The organism is Clostridium cibarium, from assembly GCF_014836335.1.
GTDB classification, from domain to species: Bacteria; Bacillota; Clostridia; order Clostridiales; family Clostridiaceae; genus Clostridium; species Clostridium cibarium.
On the sequence record NZ_JACSRA010000003.1, the window covers coordinates 148,751 to 167,041 of the forward strand.

17 protein-coding genes and 1 other annotated feature are annotated in these 18,291 nt (G+C 29.7%); of the genes, 11 read left to right on the plus strand and 6 right to left on the minus strand.

The annotated features are described in order from the left end of the window. Positions 1-17: 17 nt before the first annotated feature. Positions 18-1,706: a DUF6056 family protein gene (locus tag H9661_RS02980; RefSeq protein ID WP_191767695.1), complete on the minus strand. Its 1,689-nt coding sequence runs from the start codon at positions 1,704-1,706 to the stop codon at positions 18-20. 301 nt (positions 1,707-2,007) lie between these two features. Here H9661_RS02980 and H9661_RS02985 point away from each other — a divergent pair, with 301 nt between their 5' ends. The 6 genes from H9661_RS02985 (at position 2,008) to H9661_RS03010 (ending at position 7,656) form a co-directional block, all read left to right on the plus strand. Further along, entirely contained in the window at positions 2,008-3,930 is a 1,923-nt protein-coding gene (locus H9661_RS02985; protein ID WP_143318307.1) for a PrkA family serine protein kinase, read from the plus strand. 7 nt (positions 3,931-3,937) lie between these two features. Next, positions 3,938-5,110: a sporulation protein YhbH gene (gene yhbH, locus H9661_RS02990; protein WP_143318308.1), complete on the plus strand. Its 1,173-nt coding sequence runs from the start codon at positions 3,938-3,940 to the stop codon at positions 5,108-5,110. Between the two features lie 2 nt (positions 5,111-5,112). Then, positions 5,113-6,495 carry a SpoVR family protein gene (locus H9661_RS02995; protein ID WP_191767696.1) on the plus strand — a complete coding sequence of 461 codons (1,383 nt, stop codon included), beginning with the start codon at positions 5,113-5,115 and terminating at the stop codon, positions 6,493-6,495. Between the two features lie 48 nt (positions 6,496-6,543). Next, positions 6,544-7,080: a rubrerythrin family protein gene (locus H9661_RS03000; protein WP_143318310.1), complete on the plus strand. Its 537-nt coding sequence runs from the start codon at positions 6,544-6,546 to the stop codon at positions 7,078-7,080. 15 nt (positions 7,081-7,095) lie between these two features. Beyond that, entirely contained in the window at positions 7,096-7,263 is a 168-nt protein-coding gene (locus tag H9661_RS03005) for a hypothetical protein (protein ID WP_191767697.1), read from the plus strand. A 63-nt stretch (positions 7,264-7,326) separates the two neighbouring features. Next, the gene (locus H9661_RS03010) at positions 7,327-7,656 is read left to right on the plus strand and encodes a hypothetical protein (RefSeq protein WP_143318311.1); all 330 of its coding nucleotides are present in this window, start codon (positions 7,327-7,329) and stop codon (positions 7,654-7,656) included. Positions 7,657-7,668: 12 nt separating this feature from the next. Here the strand turns inward: H9661_RS03010 and glf are convergent, their stop codons facing one another. From glf to pssA, 3 genes are all read right to left on the minus strand, one after another. After that, positions 7,669-8,778, minus strand: coding sequence for a UDP-galactopyranose mutase (gene glf, locus H9661_RS03015; protein ID WP_191767698.1), 1,110 nt, complete (start codon positions 8,776-8,778; stop codon positions 7,669-7,671). A gap of 18 nt (positions 8,779-8,796) precedes the next feature. Then, positions 8,797-9,756, minus strand: coding sequence for a hypothetical protein (locus H9661_RS03020; RefSeq protein ID WP_143318313.1), 960 nt, complete (start codon positions 9,754-9,756; stop codon positions 8,797-8,799). 167 nt (positions 9,757-9,923) lie between these two features. Next, positions 9,924-10,445 (minus strand): CDP-diacylglycerol--serine O-phosphatidyltransferase, encoded by a 522-nt coding sequence (gene pssA / locus H9661_RS03025; RefSeq protein ID WP_143318314.1) that lies wholly within the window; start codon positions 10,443-10,445, stop codon positions 9,924-9,926. 197 nt (positions 10,446-10,642) lie between these two features. On the opposite strand from pssA, the gene H9661_RS03030 reads away from it, so the two are divergent. Both H9661_RS03030 and H9661_RS03035 read left to right on the plus strand, forming a co-directional pair. Then, positions 10,643-11,521, plus strand: coding sequence for a YegS/Rv2252/BmrU family lipid kinase (locus H9661_RS03030; protein ID WP_143318315.1), 879 nt, complete (start codon positions 10,643-10,645; stop codon positions 11,519-11,521). 160 nt (positions 11,522-11,681) lie between these two features. After that, on the plus strand, positions 11,682-12,242 hold the full coding sequence (locus tag H9661_RS03035; RefSeq protein ID WP_185966894.1) for a hypothetical protein: 561 nt from the start codon (positions 11,682-11,684) through the stop codon (positions 12,240-12,242). Between the two features lie 17 nt (positions 12,243-12,259). On the opposite strand, the gene H9661_RS03040 is transcribed toward H9661_RS03035, so the two are convergent. Then, entirely contained in the window at positions 12,260-14,182 is a 1,923-nt protein-coding gene (locus tag H9661_RS03040; protein WP_191767699.1) for a YgiQ family radical SAM protein, read from the minus strand. A 340-nt stretch (positions 14,183-14,522) separates the two neighbouring features. On the opposite strand from H9661_RS03040, the gene H9661_RS03045 reads away from it, so the two are divergent. From H9661_RS03045 to epsC, 3 genes are all read left to right on the plus strand, one after another. Further along, positions 14,523-15,791 (plus strand): magnesium transporter MgtE N-terminal domain-containing protein, encoded by a 1,269-nt coding sequence (locus H9661_RS03045; RefSeq protein ID WP_143318318.1) that lies wholly within the window; start codon positions 14,523-14,525, stop codon positions 15,789-15,791. Positions 15,792-15,885: 94 nt separating this feature from the next. Beyond that, positions 15,886-16,119, plus strand: a binding site (T-box leader). 61 nt (positions 16,120-16,180) lie between these two features. Further along, the gene (cysK, locus tag H9661_RS03050; protein ID WP_191767700.1) at positions 16,181-17,089 is read left to right on the plus strand and encodes a cysteine synthase A; all 909 of its coding nucleotides are present in this window, start codon (positions 16,181-16,183) and stop codon (positions 17,087-17,089) included. 29 nt (positions 17,090-17,118) lie between these two features. Beyond that, positions 17,119-17,703, plus strand: a complete 585-nt coding sequence (gene epsC, locus H9661_RS03055) for a serine O-acetyltransferase EpsC (protein WP_143318320.1) — start codon at positions 17,119-17,121, stop codon at positions 17,701-17,703. Positions 17,704-17,740: 37 nt separating this feature from the next. Here epsC and H9661_RS03060 read toward each other — a convergent pair whose 3' ends face one another. After that, positions 17,741-18,109, minus strand: a complete 369-nt coding sequence (locus H9661_RS03060; RefSeq protein ID WP_143318321.1) for a hypothetical protein — start codon at positions 18,107-18,109, stop codon at positions 17,741-17,743. Positions 18,110-18,291: the final 182 nt, after the last annotated feature.

An 18,291-nucleotide genomic window follows, 5' to 3' on the forward strand; every position in this document is an offset into this window, starting at 1 on the left:
TACTGGCGGTATATCTTTTATTTTGCTTTAATTGTTGTAATATCATCACGGGTGATCTCAATTTCACTGTTATTTATTAACTTAACATTAGTTGCCTCTAAAGGAATAGGTATAAATGCTTCATTCTTATCAGTATCAACTACTGCTATCAAAGTCTCGTCAGGGTAACTTCTTTTTGTAATTCCATCTTCAGTATATTCGAAAGAAATTTTAGATTTATCAAGATTGTCCTTGGTTATTTTTACGATAAAGAAATTTTTTTGTATACCAATAATTTCTTGGAAATTATAATAGTGAGCTGCATAAATATTAGCTATAGAATTAGGATTGCTAGTTAGCTGAGAAGGAGCAGCTCCATAGTAATTACGTACTAAACTTGAAGGCGCAGGTTGAATTGGTAATACAGCTTGAGTTTGCCCTTCGTAAGCCTTAATCTCAGAGTTAAAATCCTTTTTCCAGGAAGCTAATGAAGTTACATAAAAGCGCAATGTTAGTGTTAAAGTTATAATAGATAAAGCGAAAATTGTGGAAGTTAGAAAATAACTTTTTCTAAACTCTAAATAGGTAGCAAAACCAATCACTGAGGTGCTAATAAAAGTACAACTTAAAAAGAAACTTCTATCAGGACACTCGGGCATAACATTCATCGCCAATGCGCTCACCATTCCAATGAAAAATAAATTTAGGTTAGGTAATAATTTTTCTGTTGGAATATTGTGCTTTATGCATTTTAGAGCTAAAAATACTGCTATTGATACTAGTGTTAATAAAAATCTGAAATTATATATTTTTATTAGTCCATTAAGGTTAGAAGGATAATAGTTTGTTAAATTCAGCATTACTAACAAAATAAATAATAATATACATAATCCTGATAATACAGTAGGTATTTTACTGCATTTGATTTGTTCTTTATATTTTGCAAAAGTAGTTTTTGATTTTGTGTTTATAAGTACTATTCCAGAAAATAAGATAACTCCTATTATAATTTTAATAATATTAACTTTCCTTAATATAGGTAAGGATTCAGCCGCTCTTAAGAAATTTCCAGGAGCTAATACTAGGAATAAACCACCAATTAAAAAGCATGAAAATACCAGTGATTTCTTCTTGTTGAATTTACCAATACATATATCTAATAAAAAATAAGCGCCTCCACATATAACTATCATCTCATGAGAAGCACCTGAAAAAAGTGCAACTATCATTAATAAAGCAGTATTAAAATTATCTCTAGAATATAAATTTAGCAATAATAAAAACAAAGTGCTAGGCCATAAATAATTAATGCTTCCAGAGAGCCAAATTGTTGTTTCGCCAAATACTGGAGCAAAGAGCCAGATTGTAAAGAAAGCTAAAAGTAAAATATAAGGAGTTTTCTTTGCTTGTATTAAATTTAATATTAAATAAATAAATAAGCAAAAAACAAGTGAATTTACAATAGAATAAACATTATATCCAATGAATAGAAAAGTTTGAATAAGAAAATGAACCAACACTCTTCCAGTCCAATGAGTATACAATAATTTTTGAGAGTTTAATATATCGCTAAAGGATTGAATTCTTATGTTGGTCCATGGAATATTGCTGTAATTATATTCGTCAGCATTATAGTGCATATTACTTGTTAATATAAACATTACTAGAAATATTATTAAGTATAAATAGAAATTGGGGTTTTTTATAATATTACGGATAGATTTCATAGTTTCCTCCTTTGAACAAATATTACAATTGTAGTTAACAATAAATGCATGGCAAATATTATACAATATAATTTATTGAATTTCAAATAGTGAATTGCATTATCCATGGTAGTAAAGAGATATAATAATAAGCTGATATATTAATTCTAGTTAATTAAGCTATAAGTGAGGTTAATTTATATATTTAAAAATCTGGGGAACAAATTATTAATTCTTAATTGAAAAATACAACAAAGTTTCATATTAAAGTCATACATCTAGCCTTTTTATGAATATATTTTAGTAAAAGGAGGGAGTGTGTATGAACTTCAAAGAATTTATAAAAAATGATAGAGAAAATAGAAACAAGGAGAAGTTTGAGGGAACTTTTTTAGATTACTTAGAAATTGTAAAGAAAAATCCAGATGTGGCAATGTTATCGCACAAGAGAATGTACGAAATTATTAAGAGTAAAGGGGTTGAAGTTTTAAAGGGGGAGGAAAACCCTAGAGTAAAAAAAATATATGGAAATGAGACAATAAGAAAATACGGATTTTTTAAAGATGATTTCTATGGAATTGATAAAGTTATTATGAAATTGGTTAATTATTTCAATTCTGCAGCTATGAAAGGTGAAGAATCAAGACAAGTATTATATCTAGTTGGACCTGTTGGAGCAGGTAAATCTTCTTTAGTTGAAAGTTTAAAAAAGGCATTAGAGGATTGTTTACCAGTGTATTCCTTAAAGGGTTGTCCGATGCATGAAGAACCTTTGCATCTTATACCTAAACATTTAAGATCTAAATTTGAAGACTTGCTTGGAGTACAAATAGAAGGAGACTTATGTCCTGTTTGTAGATATAAATTAACCAATGAATATGGCGGAAGATATGAAGAATTTCCTGTTGTGACAAATACTTTTTCTATAAGGTCAAGAAAAGGTATAGGGGTAGTTCCACCTGTAGATCCTAATAATCAAGATACATCTATACTTACTGGATCTGTAGATATATCAAAGATGGATTTGTATTCAGAAGATGATCCTAGAATATTCTCCTTAAACGGAGCATTTAATGTAGGTAATAGAGGACTTGTTGAATTTATAGAAGTATTTAAAAATGATGTAGAATATCTTCATACAATTATTACTGCAACCCAAGAGAAATCTGTTCCTTCACCAGGAAAAGGTTCCATGATTTATTTTGATGGAGTTATAGTTGCTCATTCAAATGAAGCTGAGTGGAATAAGTTTAAGTCAGATCATACTAATGAAGCCATTTTAGATAGAATAGTTAAGATAGAAGTTCCGTATTGTCTAGAGCTTGATGAGGAAAAAAAGATATATGAAAAAATACTTAAAAAGAGTAATTTTAAAGCACATATAGCACCTCATACAATTGAAGTTGCAGCAATGTTTGCTATACTTTCTAGACTTAGTCTATCAGCAAAAGCAGATCCAATGACAAAACTTAAGATATATAATGGGGAAGAAATAGTTGAAAAAGGGACAACTAAGAGAATTGATATTATGGAACTTAGAGAAGAAGCTGGCCCTTATGAAGGAATGAAAGGAATATCAACAAGGTTCATAGTTAAAGCAATAGATAATGCGTTGTCTAATTCTGAATATGACTGTATAAATCCATTGAGTATTATGGAAAGTATAATAAAATCAATAAAGGAAATGGATATAGGTGCTGACGATAAAAAGAAGTATTTGGGATTTGTACAAGATACCATTAGAAAAGAGTATAACAAGGTTTTGGAAAAGGAAATTACAAAGGCATTTATACATTCATTTAGAGAGCAAGCTGAAAGTCTATTTAATAATTATATTGATAATGCAGAAGCATTTGTTAATAAATGTAAGATTAAAGATACTTCAACCGGTGAAGAATTAAATCCAGACGAAGAGTTCATGAGAAATATAGAAGAACAGATAGGAGTATCTGAATCTTCAAGCAAAGGGTTTAGAGCTGATGTTACTTCATATATGTTTTATTTGGTTAGAAAAGGTGTAAAGATAGAATATACTTCCTATGAACCATTAAAAGAAGCTATTGAGAAGAAACTTATGGCCTCAGTTAAAGACCTCTCAAGAATAGTAACAAAATCTAGAGTAAGAGATAAGGAACAAACTGAAAAATATAATGCTATGGTTGATGAGATGAAGAGTAAAGGCTACTGCTTACACTGTTGTGATGTTATATTAAAATACGCTGCAAATAATTTGTGGAAGGATTAATAGGATAATGGCAATCTTTAGGGATAATAGTGAAAATATAGTTGATCACGATAGATCCATTGAAGATAGAAGAAGACATAGGCAGTTAGTAGATAAATCAATCAAAGAAAATTTAGGAGATATTTTATCAGAGGAAAGCATTATAGGTGAAGGTAAGAATAAAAAATTCAAGATACCAATAAGAGGGATAAAAGAATATCAATTTGTTTATGGAAAGAATTCTAAAGGTGTAGTTTCAGGAACAGGTGAAGAAAAAAGAGGAGAAAAAATTGGAACAGATGACCCAAGAGCTGGAAGTGGGAATAAGGGAGCTGGGAATAAAGAGGGAGAGGACATATACGAGACTGAAATCACATTAGAAGAATTATTGGATTATATAACTGAGGATTTAGATTTACCAAACTTAGATAGAAAGAAATATTCTGAAATAGTGACGGAAACATCAGGGAAGAAGCAAGGTTATCAGAGATATGGAATAAATCCAAGATTGGCAAAAAAGAAGACGGTTATGTCTAAGATTGCTAGGAAACAAGGGAAAAAAAGAGCTTTGAAAGAAGAAAATATAGATGAAGAAATTGAGAGATTTCCTTTTAAAGAAGAGGATTTAAGATATTATAGAGTAAAGAAAAAGCCAAAGCGGGAAAGCAATGCGGTTATGATTTTTATTATGGATGTATCGGGTTCAATGGATAGTTCTAAAAAGTTTTTAGCTAGATCATTTTTCTTTGTGTTATCTAAATTTTTAAGGAGAAAATATAACAATATTGCCTTTGAGTTTATTTCCCATACAACTGTTGCAAAAAAGGTAGATGAATATGAGTTTTTTCATAAGGCAGAATCGGGGGGAACATATATTTCTAGTGGGTTAAATTTAGCATTAGATCTTATAAAAGAAAGTTATTCACCTAATGTGTGGAACATTTATCCTGTTTATGCTTCAGATGGGGACAACTGGACAGAAGATAATGAAAAGGCTATGACAGCTGTAAAAGAATTAAGTAAGGTAAGCAATATGTTTGGATATGCAGAATTATTACCATCAACCTATTCTACAACAATGTATTATAGGTTTTCTAAAGAGATAAAGTTAAATAATTTTGTACCTGTTATAGTAAAGGAAAAAAAGGATTTGTGGGAAGCGTTAAAACTTATGTTATCTAAAGAGCTAAAGGAGGAGTAAAGGTGGATTATAATCTTAATGATTTGATGAAATGGAATGAAAAAATAGAAGAAAAGGCTATTGAACTAGGATTAGACTTTTATCCTCAAGAGTTTGAAATAATAGGATTTAACGAAATGTTAGGATATGAGGCATACCTTGGTATGCCTTCTAGATATCCACATTGGAGTTTTGGAAAGTCATATGAAAAAAACAAAACTTTATATTCATTTAACCTGACTGGTTTGCCATATGAAATGGTAATAAATTCAGATCCCTGTCTTGCTTACTTAATGAGGGAAAATACGTTATTATTGCAAATACTAACAATGGCGCATGTTTATGGACATAATGATTTCTTTAAAAATAATAGAATGTTTAGAGAAGGAACAAAAGCTAGATATTCTTTAGAATTATTTAAGTTGGATTCAGATACAATAAGAAGTTATATTAATACCCCTGGTATTGGATATGAGAAGGTTGAGAGAATTTTAGATTCAGCACATTCTATAAAATTAAATGTAGGACGTGTAATTGGACAAAAACAAAGGACAGATGAAGAAATAAAAAAAGATATTATTGAAAGTTATAAGCAAAAAGTTGAGAATAGAGGGGTATTAGATTCAAATAAAGTTATAGAGTTACCCGATTTAGATAAGGTACCACTAGAGCCGTATGATGATGTGGTAGGATTTATAATTGAACATGGAGATTTAGAAGAGTGGGAAAGAAGTATATTAAAGATAGTGAAAAGGGAAGCTGAATATTTTTTACCTCAAATAGAAACAAAGACTATGAACGAAGGATGGGCCAGTTTCTGGCATTATACCATATTGAAAGAATTAAATTTAGAAGAAGAATTGCATTTTGAATTTTTAAAAAGACATAATGATGTAGTTGCTCCTATAGTTGGAGGGCTTAATCCTTATTTTGTTGGATTTAAGATTTTTAAAGATTTAGATGAGCGGTATGGCAGAGATAAGATATTTGAAGTAAGAGAAATAGAAAGAGATTCTTCATTTATCAGAAGGTATCTAACAAGAGACTTGTGTGAAGAATTGAATTTATTTCAATATGGAAAAAGAAGCTTTGACTATGTAATTGAAGAAGTTTCAGATGAGGATGGATGGGAAGAAATTCGAGATAATTTAGCTTTTAATAGTGGATTAGGTATGATTCCGTATATTAGGGTTGTGGACTTAAATAAGAAGAACAATATGTTAACATTAGAGCATGTATTTGACGGACGTGAGCTTGAACTCATATATGCTAAGGAAACATTAAAGCATATACAATGTCTATGGGGACATACTGTAAGGCTAATTAGCAAATCAAAGGATGGAAATAACTTTATAATAAATTGTGATGATGGAAAAATAACTATAATTGATAGTAACAAATCTTAAGCTAAGGGAATAATTTATAGATTAGAAGGAATACTTAGGAGAAATGTAATGGATCTAGAAGGAAGTAAAACAGAAAGATGTCTTTATAAGACATTTGCAGGAGAGTCAAGAGCAAGAAATAAATATTCATTCTATGCTGAGCATGCAAGGTGTGAAGGTTATAGATGGGTAGGAGAAATTTTTGATGAAACTGCCAATAACGAGAAGGCTCATGCGAGAGAAGCCTTTAATAGATTCTTAAGAAAAGTAGGCCCTACTGAGCAAAATTTAATGGATGCTGTAATGGGAGAAACAGAGGAGAGCAAAAAAATCTATAAGGAATTTGAAGAAATAGCAAGAGATGAAGGATTTATTGAGATAGCTGATTTTTATAAGGAACTACAAGAAGTAGAAGAATTTCATGGAGAGAGATTTTTAAAATTAGCAAATGAAATAAAAAATGATGCTATGTTTAAAAGTGACGAAGTTTCTTTATGGCAATGTATGAATTGTGGATATATCCATGAAGGAAAAGAAGCTCCAATTGTCTGTCCTTTATGCAAGTATCCAAGGGCGTATTTTAAACCTTTAGAAGAGAAAGAGTAACTATCGGGAGGTCGTATGTTTTATAGAGTTCCTGAAGAATTTTTCTTCCCTGTAGTAATTGAGGATGATTTGGATTTTTTAGATAAGGAAGATAAAATAAATTGTTTTCATGAAGATGCAGGAATAAAAGGTGTTTTTGAAGAGGCGGATGAAGAGTATTTACAATCTGAAATAGGTGAATAGAGCTGTTAATAGCAGCTCTATTAATTTTCTAAAATACATATTAATTATAGGGAGAGATTTGATTTGGGATATGATAAAGTTATACATGGACATTATGAAGACTTAAATAACTTAAATACATTGCTTAGAAATTACATAGAGATATATAGATTGTTAGTTAGTAGTACTTCGGAGTTAAATACTATACCTTTAGCAAAAAAAAGTGAGGTTAAGGATGCGTTAGATAGGATAAAAGAAGTGGGAAATTTAATAGATGATCTTTTGGATGTTATTGGAAAGTGTGAGGGGTCTTATGTTAAATATTGCTTTTTAAAGAATGAAGTAATATATGAAAATACTCAAAAGGAAAATATTAAGACAGAGATACATGATGAGTTGGAGTATCATAATTAAAATAAAACTGCCTCATATCTGAGACAGTTCCTTTTCAACTGTATTTAGAGCTTCTTCAATAACATTATGCATGTCATAATATTTATATTGAGCTAATCTTCCACCAAATATCACATTAGTTTCAGAATCAGCTAAAATTTTATATTTATTATATAGAGAATTATTTTTATCGTCATTTATTGGATAGTATGGCTCATCACCTTTTCTCCAGCATGCAGGATATTCTCTTGTAATTATAGTCTTTGTACTGTAGTTATTTTCAAAATGCTTATGTTCTATTATTCTGGTGAAAGGAGTTTCATAATCTGTATAATTAACCACGGCATTACCTTGGTAGTTTTCTAAGTCAAAAACCTCATTTTCAAATTTTAAACTTCTATATTCGAGCATACCGTATTTATATTCATAAAACTCATCAATCATTCCTGTAAAAACAATCTTATTCGCGATTTTTTCTAATTCATTTCTATTATGAAAAAAATTAATATTAAGTTTTACTTCAATGCCTTCTAATAATTTGTCTATTAACAAATTATAGCCTCCAATAGGAATTCCTTGATATTTGTCGTTGAAATAATTATTGTCAAAAGTAAATCTTACAGGTAACCTTTTTATAATAAAAGGAGGCAGTTCGGTAGCTTTCTTTCCCCATTGCTTTTCAGTATATCCTTTGATTAGTTTAAAATATATATCTTCTCCAACTAATTTAATAGCTTGTTCCTCTAAGTTCTTTGGTTCTTTTATATTGGATTTTTCAATTTGTAAAGAGATTTTCTCTTTAGCTTCTAAAGGTGTTTTTGTTCCCCATAGCTGATAAAATGTATTCATATTAAAAGGTAGATTGTATAATTCTCCTTTATAATTAGCAATTGGGGAATTTATATATTTATTAAACTCAACAAAATTGTTAACATAGTCCCAAATCTTTTTGTTACTAGTATGAAAAATATGAGCACCATATTTGTGAACATTAATATCATGAATTTTCTCGCAGAAAATATTTCCGCCAGTAGTATTTCTTTTATCTATTACTAAACAAATTTTTCCTCTTTTTTTTGCTTCGTGGGCGAATACAGAACCAAATAGCCCGGATCCTACAATTAAATAATCATACTGTTTCAAAGCTTTTACTCCTTACATTTAATCTGTTAGTAGTTTTGAAAAAACATTTTCTACAGCTTTTTCAAACTTCATTTCTTCGTTAGAAATAGTTTCTCTATAGTAATTAAATTTATTCGTTTCAGTATCAAAGTTATTAAGCAGAAAATGAATTTTTTCTATTATTAAATCTATATTTTCATCTTTATCTTGAAATTTATATTCCTCTGAAATTGGAATATCCTCATAAAATTGAGCTGAACCTTTTAAATTAGTGAGAATGCAACATCCTGAAATAGCAGCCTCTCTAGGAATTCTGTCTTTACCAGGGTGATTACCAAAATCTATATATACTTTACTTTTTTGCATTAATTCAGCCATTTCAGCTGGAGTATAATTAATTAAAGGTATCCAATTAAGGTCTGGTACTTTTTTTATTAACTTTTTAGTAAATTCCAAACCTTTATTAGGATTATATAAAACATTGTTTTCTCTTATGTAATTAGAATTTTTACATTCATCAATGAAAGTTTTATTTAAGTAATCTGATAAATAATAAATTTTGTTCTTGTCAATTTCAAGTTCAGATAAAAAAGAATTTGCATATTCCGACTGAACAAAATGGATAAGTTCTGTATTTCTGTAGAGATAGGTTATTTCTTTAGAGTATGATCCGCTTGGAGTATCTTCCCAAGTTAATCTGCTTAGGAAATTATCTACGCTTAACCACCAAATAATTTTTTGAGAAAGTGGGAATATGTCCATATATGGAAAATGTATCTCGGGAAGTATTAGTATATTATTTTCGGTATCTTTGATTTTCGTAATATATTTATTATTATAAATTTCATAATTGGGGTGAATTGGATTGCTCTCGATGTCGCCAACATAAAACATTTTTGCATTTATCCCAATTTTATTTAGTTTATAGCAAAGTTGATGTAATAATTCAGGACCTCCAGTTGCAACTTTTGCTGGACATAAAATGTAAATATCTTTCATAAATTAATCCTCTCATTTATAATATATTCAGGTAAATTATAACATTGTTTCAGAAAGTATTACAATGTGAAGTATAAGAATCAATAAATTTTGTTGTAAAACTTTAAGCAGATAAAAAAAATCTTATCTGTTAAAAACAGATAAGATCTTTTGCATTTTTTATAATTTTAAACTTTCTTTAAATGTAACTTACTTACCATTAAATAAGAACCTAAAATCATTAATATTACAGCCACAAACGATGGGATAGATATCCAAATACATATAAGCGCAAATAATGCTAAAAAGCAACCAACTATTGTTATTGGAACTCCAGTGAACACACCATCAAAAGATGAAGTATTAAATCTAGCTAATCTAAATGCTCCACATATTGGAAGTGTTATTAATAGTATTATACCTAATACCCCATATGGGCCAAATGTGTTAAGATTAAAAAGAAGATATATTAACATTGAAGGTGCAACTCCAAAGGATACTAAATCTGCTAAAGAATCCAATTCTTTACCCAATTCACTTGAAACCTGTAAAAATCTAGCAACTCTTCCGTCGTATCTATCTACTAAACCAGCTATAAGTATAAAAATACTTGCTAAAATATAATTACCTTTATGTGTATATAGTAAAGAAATAACTCCACATGAAAGGTTTACAAAGGTAAAGATATTAGGAATACAACTTTTTCTCATATAATCACTCCTAAAAACATTATTACAATGAATAATTATAGCATAGAAATTAGTAGAATATAAGAGTTACATTATATATTAAGATAAACTTAATGTTATTTTTGGATAACTATGGCGAGATAGGGGCAATTGAGATTCTCGACAATATATGGTATTGGTGATATAATCCTTTTAGGATTAATTAATGGAGGTAATTTATGAAGAAGGTTAGATTCATATATAACCCTTATTCGGGAGAAAATATAATTTTACATGAATTAGACAATGTTTTTAAGCTACATCAGGAGAAAGGATATCAAATTGTTCCTTATAGAATACAAAAAGACAAGGATATTTCAGAAGCTTTTGATATTGTAGATGAATCTTACGAGTACATACTAGTTGCAGGTGGTGATGGAACAGTAGATTCAGTTGTAAATGCTATGATGGATAGAGAACTTAATATACCAATAGCTATATTGCCAGTTGGAACTGCAAATGACTTTGGTACTTTTCTAAATATACCTCAAGATATAACTGAAGCTTGTGAACAAATTTTGTCAACTGAGCCGACTCCAGTTGATATAGGTAGAATTAATAATAAATACTTTGTAAATGTAGCAAGTACAGGTTTGTTTACAGATGTATCTCAGAAGACAGATGTAAATCTAAAAAATACTATAGGAAAGTTAGCCTACTACCTTAAAGGGTTAGAAGAGATTCCTAATTTCAGAAAGTTAAAGGTAAAACTTAAATCTAAAGAATTAGAGTATGATGGAGAAATGTACTTGATTCTTGTATTTAACGGACAAACAGCAGGTAGTTTTAAGTTAGCAACTAGAGCTGATTTAACAGATGGATATCTTGATGTTATAATGATTAAGGCAGTGGCAATACGTGAAATACTTCCTTTGTTTATAAAGATACTCAAAGGTGAGCATTTAGATTCGGATAAAGTTATATACTTTAAAACAGATGACATACTAATAGAATCTAATGAAGATATTTTAACTGATATAGATGGAGAAAAAGGACCAGATTTTCCACTACATATCCAATGTATAAAGGGTGGAATTAAAGTTTTAGGAATAAAATAAAATAGAAATTAATAATAATAAGTAACAATAATATATGTTTGGAGGAACTCTTGTGAATTTGGCATATTACACTTTTTTGTTGCTTATTATTTTTTTTCTCTACCTATTAGTAAGAAAGAATATGAAACTTTCACCTAAGAAAATAAGGTTGTACATGGGCGTGGTTAGTATTTTGTTTATATTAAGATACATAGGATTATTTCTGTTATCGCTAATAAAGAGTGGGAGTTTTGTTTATTTTCTAAAACCATTATTATTTTTAAATCATTTAGCTATACCACTAATGGTATTAGCTTTATCATATGTATATTTAAGATGGGATAAACTTAACTTTAATTTTAATTATATAATAGCAGTTGTATTTTCTATCATATATTTTACAGGTATGTTTTTGGTTAAAGGAAGAATTACATTTAATTCAACCTATGGATATGTTATTAATATAAATAATGAGACGTTGCTATATTTCATATCTTTAATTATTGTAGGAACCTTATTAGTTTTTTGCGTGTATTTTTTTGATAAACCTAATAATAATAGGCATGGAATGTTTTATTTAATAGTGGCCCTTACTGTGGTAATAGTAGAGAATATATTATATCTAGGTGGAATTAGATTGTTTCCATATCCTATAATTGGAGATGGGATTTTTATAATGATAATGAATTTAGCAGTAAATACTTTTAAAAAACAAACTATAAAAGCTGTTTCAAGTAAGTAACTTGAGACAGCTTAAAATTATCTTTTTTTATTGTATCTAGAATTTTTACTATGATTTGATCTGTTGCTAGTTTTTTTAGAATAGTTAGTACTTGCATTATGTGAATTAGGTGGTTTTTTATTATTCTTGCTAAACTTAGGGGGAGTAGCAGGAATTAAGCAATCCTTACCATTACCAATCAAATCTTCTCTGCCTGCCATAATTAATGCCTTTTTTACAATTTCATAATTTTTTGGGACTGCAAATTGTATTAATGCTCTTTGCATATTTTTTTCTTCTTGAGTTTTAGGCGTATAAACTTTCTCACCAGTTAATGGGTTAACACCTGTGTAATAAATGGTTGTAGATAAACTACCTGGAGTTGGGTAGAAATCTTGAACTTGTTCTGGAGTATATCCCATCTGTTTTACATACTGTGCAAGTTCTATAGCAGCATTTAAATCTGAACCAGGATGAGATGACATTAAATAAGGAACTAAGAATTGTTTTTTATTTATTCTTTTATTTATCTCAAAATATTTATTTACAAATCTATCATATACTGCTCGTGTAGGTTTTCCCATTTGAGCTAAAACTTTCGGAGCAACATGTTCTGGAGCAACCTTTAATTGACCACTTATATGATGTTCGCATAATTCTTTGAAGAAGGATTCATTTTTATCGTGAATTAAATAATCATATCTAATTCCAGAACGGATGAATACTTTTTTAATACCATTAATAGATCTAATCCTCTTTAATACAGAAAGATACTCAGTATGATCTATTATTAAGTTTTTGCAAGGTTTAGGGAACATACATTGTTTGTTTCTACATGTTCCATGCTCAGCTTGTGTTTTGCAAGCTCTGTGTCTGAAGTTAGCAGTAGGGCCGCCTACATCATGAATATATCCTTTAAAATCAGAAAGATTAGTTAAAAGTTTTGCTTCATCTATTATAGAATCGGCATTCCTAGTTTGAATAACTCTTCCTTGATGGAAAGTTAAGGCACAGAAGGAGCATGAACCATAACAGCCTCTATGACTAGTTATAGAAAATTTCACTTCTTTTATTGCTGGAATGCCACCTTCAGATTCATATGTTGGATGGTAAGTCCTCATAAATGGTAAGTCATATGTGAAGTCCATTTCCTCATTTGTAAGTGAATCTTGAGGAGAGTTCTGAACTAGATATCTGTCCCCATGTTTTTGAATAATCCCTTTTCCTCTAATATTATCCTGTTCATAGTATTGAATTTTATATGCTTCTCCATATGAATCTTTATTATTAGCTACATCTTCATATGATGGACATATTATATAATTATCAAGTTTTTCTATGTCTTTAGTTAAATAACATGTTCCTTTAATGGAAGTCATATTTGAGATAGTCGCACCGTATTTAAATAATTCTGCAATTTGAATTATTGTTTTTTCACCCATTCCATAAATTAATAGGTCAGCTTTAGAATCTAATAGGATACTCCTTCTGACTTTATTACTCCAGTAGTCATAGTGAGCAAATCTTCTAAGGCTAGCTTCAATACCTCCAATTACTATTGGAATATCCTTAAAGGCTTCTCTAATTCTATTACAGTAAACAATAACTGCTCTATCAGGTCTGAATCCAGATTTGCCACCAGGTGAATATAAATCGTCGTGTCTTTTTTTCTTTGCAGCTGTATAATGATTAACCATAGAATCTATATTCCCAGAGTTAACTAGAAACCCATATCTTGGTGTGCCTAGTTTTTTAAAATCATCAGTATTATGCCAATCAGGTTGAGCAATAATCCCAACAGTGAATCCTTGAGATTCTAAAGTTCTTCCTATAATTGCAGTACCGAATGAAGGGTGATCTACATATGCATCTCCAGTTACAAGGATAAAGTCTAGAACATCTATATTATGTTTTTTCATATCTTCTTTACTAATAGGTAAAAAATCTTTAGCTAAAATCATTTTCTTATACTCCCATTCCTTTTATATTCCGAAAGTTTCATCTTATAGTATCATACAAAAAGTTCATATTCAAATTAATAATATTTCTAATGTTAAGAGAAAAAGCCTTTGCCTTTTAGAGAAGTTAATTATATAATAAAAATATATAATTTATGGAGGCAGACTTAGGTCTGCTAATTTTATGACTAAATTTAGAAAAACAAGGTGGTGTAAATAATGGATGAGGGACCTCATAAACTGAAAAAGAGAAAAATGAATACAACATTTTTGAGGGAAACCATACATTATTTATTGTAGAATAATATTTGCTTCCCTCAAAAGGAAATAGGAGGAAGTTTAAATGAAAAGATTATTAGTTTTTCTTTATACTGAAATTTTAGGGAAGAAGATTTATGATGAATTTAATGATGTACTTGGAGAACTTAAGGATATATATGTAACTACTGAGGAAGGATATCCAAGAGTTATAGGCTACAAAGTTAAAAGAGAAGGTGTTACTTTTCATTATGAATTTAAAAATATAAATTTTTATGAGGATAAGAGTAAAGTTAAAATTAAAACTACAGGAAGTAGAGAAATCCTTCCAAGAACTTACTCATACCTTTTATCTGAACATTTATTGGATAGAAAGATAGTTGATATAAATGGTAAGAAAGTAGTTAGAGTTAATGATTTAAGAATAGCGGAGATTGCAGGAGAATATAGAGTTGTGGCTGTAGAAACAGGTCCAGCAGCTATGTTTAGAAGAATGGGAACTCCAAAGCTTGGAAAATTAATATATAAGACTTTTAGGAAAGAATATGAAGATAGAGTATTAATGTGGGATGATGTTGAGTCAGTAGAAATGGTAAATAATAATCTGCAATTATCTGTTCCATATAAGAAATTATCGACTCTACATCCAGCTGACTTAGCAGATATACTAGAAGAGCTTGATGATAAATCTAGAAAGCAGGTTTTTGAATCATTAGATGAGGATTTAGCTGCAGATACTTTTGAAGAGATAGAAGATGAATACAGAGGAAGTATAATAAAGGATTTGTCAGTAACAAAAACAGCAGAACTTCTTGAGAACATGGATAATGATGAGATAGTTGACCTTTTAGATGACCTAGAAGAAGAAGAAAGAGATAAAGTACTTTTCAACCTAGAAAAGGAAGATGCTGAAGAAGTAGAAGAATTATTGAAGTATGAAGATGAAACTGTTGGAAGTATGATGTCTAAGGATTTTATATCTTTTGGATTAAATTTAACTGTAGAGGAAACAATAGATATATTAAAGGAAATGCAACCAGATGAAGATGTTATGTATTATATATATGTAACAGATGAAGAGGATAAAATAGAAGGTCTTGTAATACTAAGAGATTTGATTCTTAGCAAGGGGACTGTAAAACTTAAAGATATAATGGAAGATAATATAACTACAGTAAGACATGATGAACCAATTGCAGAAGTCATTGAACAAGCAGCGAAATATGATTTGTTATTAACACCAGTAGTAGATGATGAAGGTAGAATCATTGGAGTAATACAATTACATGATATTGTAGATGAGGTATTATATCCTTTATGGAAGAAGAAAAATAGAAAAACTAATAATAATTAATATTATAAAATACTAAGTTAAATTTAAGCAAAATTGTTGACATTTTAAGAGCAAAGAATATAATAATATATAAAGGATAGTAAATTACTCAGAATTAAAAGCTATGAAAAAGGAAAGTAGCATTAATTAAGATTACAGAGAGAAAAGGTAGCTGGAAACTTTTTATCTACAATTTATGTGAAGTGCCCTTTGGAGTTGAAGCCTGAAATGATCAGTAGGGTTTTTCGGTGCCACCCGTTACAGTGGAAGAGTATATTTAGTACTTGCAAAAGTGGGATTAATTATAATCCAATTAGAGTGGAACCACGGATGTTACTTCGTCTCTATAATTATTTATAGAGGGGAAGTTTTTTATTATATAAAATGCTTTAGTTTTAGGAGGAATTGAAATGATATATTATAACGGATTAGATCTTATAGGAAATACGCCTGTATTAAAAGTAAAGAGTTTAACTCAAGAGAATAGCGCAGAGGTTTATGTAAAACTTGAAAAATGGAATCCAGGTGGAAGTGTAAAAGATAGAGCTGCTCTAGGTATGATAGAAAAAGCTGAAAAACAAGGGATTCTAAAAAAAGGTACGACAATAGTTGAACCAACAAGCGGAAATACTGGTATCGGATTAGCTTTAGTAGGCAGATTAAAAGGATATAATGTAATAATTGTTATGCCAGAAACTATGAGCAAAGAGAGAAGAGATCTTATAAAAGCTTATGGAGCTGAACTTATATTGACTGATGGAAGTAAAGGAATGAAAGGTGCTATAGATAAGGCATTAGAGTATGAAGATAAACCAGGATATTTTATACCTCAACAATTTGAAAATATAGCTAATCCTGAAAAACACTATGAAACAACAGCTGAAGAAATATATAAAGATATAAATGACCTTGATTATATAGTAGCTGGAGTAGGTTCAGGAGGAACAATAACTGGTGTAGCAAAGAACTTAAAGAAGAAAATACCGGGCATTAAAGCTGTAGCTGTTGAACCTGCTGCATCACCAGTATTAAGTGGGGGTAATCCAGGAGCTCATAAAATTCAAGGTATTGGGGCAGGGTTCATTCCAGGAAATTATGAAAGTGAATATATTGATGAAGTAATTCAAGTAGATGATTCAAATGCATTTAAAGTTGCAAAAGAATTTGCAGAGAAAGAAGGAATTTTAATTGGAATTTCTTCAGGAGCAGCAATTTATGCAGCATTAGGAATTGCTAAAAAGGTAGGAAAAGGGAAAAAGGTATTAGCAATAGCACCAGATGGAGGAGAAAAGTATATATCAATGGGGTTATACGACTAGTAAATAATTATACAAAGGAGTTGTAGGCTTTGTTCAAAAATTTGAACTATGACTTAAAAAGGGTATTGGAAGATGATCCAGCAGCACGAAGCAAGCTAGAAGTGTTTTTATTATATCCATCTATCCACGCTTTAATTGCATATAGATTTTCACATTTTTTATATAAGAATAAAGCATTTTTATTGGCTAGGATAATATCACAATTTTCAAGATTTTTTACTGGTATAGAAATACATCCAGGAGCAACTATTGGAAGAGGTTTGTTTATAGATCATGGAATGGGTGTAGTAATAGGGGAAACAGCTGAAGTTGGTAATGATGTTACTATATATCATGGAGTAACTTTAGGGGGAACAGGAAAAGATAAAGGGAAAAGGCATCCGACTATAGGTAATAATGTGGTTATAGGAGCAGGTGCTAAGGTTTTAGGTCCTATATATGTAGGAGATGGTGCTAAAATTGGTGCTAATTCGGTTGTCCTAAAGGATGTAGTGCCAAAATCTACAGCAGTAGGAGCTCCTGCTAAAAATATAGTAAAAACAGATGCCACTATAATTGAAATAAAATCAAGAAAAGGCACAAAACAAAAGTTATATAATGATATGATTATTTAATTGAAAAAACAGCAACTTTAAGTTGCTGTTTTTTCAATTAGAATATAAAGGAGATTGTACAAGTTAATATACCGCTTAGAATTAAAGAAAACTTTAAGATACTTAAAGGAAGTATATTTCTTATTGAAGAGACATCTCTTTCATATTTGGTTTTTCCAGAAGTATCAGTAGTTGTAAATTGGGTGTTAGAATTACTATTTGCTTTAAAGTATAAGCCAGTAGAACCTGTTCCAATACAAGAGAATACACCGATAATAGTTAGTATAATACCCTCCATGAACAATATGTCCACAAAAGCATATTTTTTTATATAGTTTATTATCATGCCTATTATAATAGTAAGAACACAAATGCAAATGCTTAATATGAAGCATTTGCATATAGTAATTAAATTATCTCCATTCATTAATCTCTCCTCCATTAAATAAAAGTATAGTTTGGAAATTGAAGTTCTTTTACTATATTATACAGGGTATATATGTAAAGTAAAACTGTTAATGGGAAATAAGAGCGGAAACTAGCTATACATAGACTTTTATATTGAAGTAGAATATAATATAAATGTTAAAAATCAAAAAAGGTAGGTGG

Coding starts and splice junctions, on each gene's coding strand:
- H9661_RS02980 (WP_191767695.1), bottom strand. CDS start 1,706: ATGAAATCTATCCGTAATATTATAAAAAACCCCAATTTCTATTTATAC.
- H9661_RS02985 (WP_143318307.1), top strand. CDS start 2,008: ATGAACTTCAAAGAATTTATAAAAAATGATAGAGAAAATAGAAACAAG.
- yhbH (WP_143318308.1), top strand. CDS start 3,938: ATGGCAATCTTTAGGGATAATAGTGAAAATATAGTTGATCACGATAGA.
- H9661_RS03000 (WP_143318310.1), top strand. CDS start 6,544: ATGGATCTAGAAGGAAGTAAAACAGAAAGATGTCTTTATAAGACATTT.
- H9661_RS03005 (WP_191767697.1), top strand. CDS start 7,096: ATGTTTTATAGAGTTCCTGAAGAATTTTTCTTCCCTGTAGTAATTGAG.
- H9661_RS03020 (WP_143318313.1), bottom strand. CDS start 9,756: ATGAAAGATATTTACATTTTATGTCCAGCAAAAGTTGCAACTGGAGGT.
- pssA (WP_143318314.1), bottom strand. CDS start 10,445: ATGAGAAAAAGTTGTATTCCTAATATCTTTACCTTTGTAAACCTTTCA.
- H9661_RS03030 (WP_143318315.1), top strand. CDS start 10,643: ATGAAGAAGGTTAGATTCATATATAACCCTTATTCGGGAGAAAATATA.
- H9661_RS03040 (WP_191767699.1), bottom strand. CDS start 14,182: ATGATTTTAGCTAAAGATTTTTTACCTATTAGTAAAGAAGATATGAAA.
- H9661_RS03045 (WP_143318318.1), top strand. CDS start 14,523: ATGAAAAGATTATTAGTTTTTCTTTATACTGAAATTTTAGGGAAGAAG.
- cysK (WP_191767700.1), top strand. CDS start 16,181: ATGATATATTATAACGGATTAGATCTTATAGGAAATACGCCTGTATTA.
- H9661_RS03060 (WP_143318321.1), bottom strand. CDS start 18,109: ATGAATGGAGATAATTTAATTACTATATGCAAATGCTTCATATTAAGC.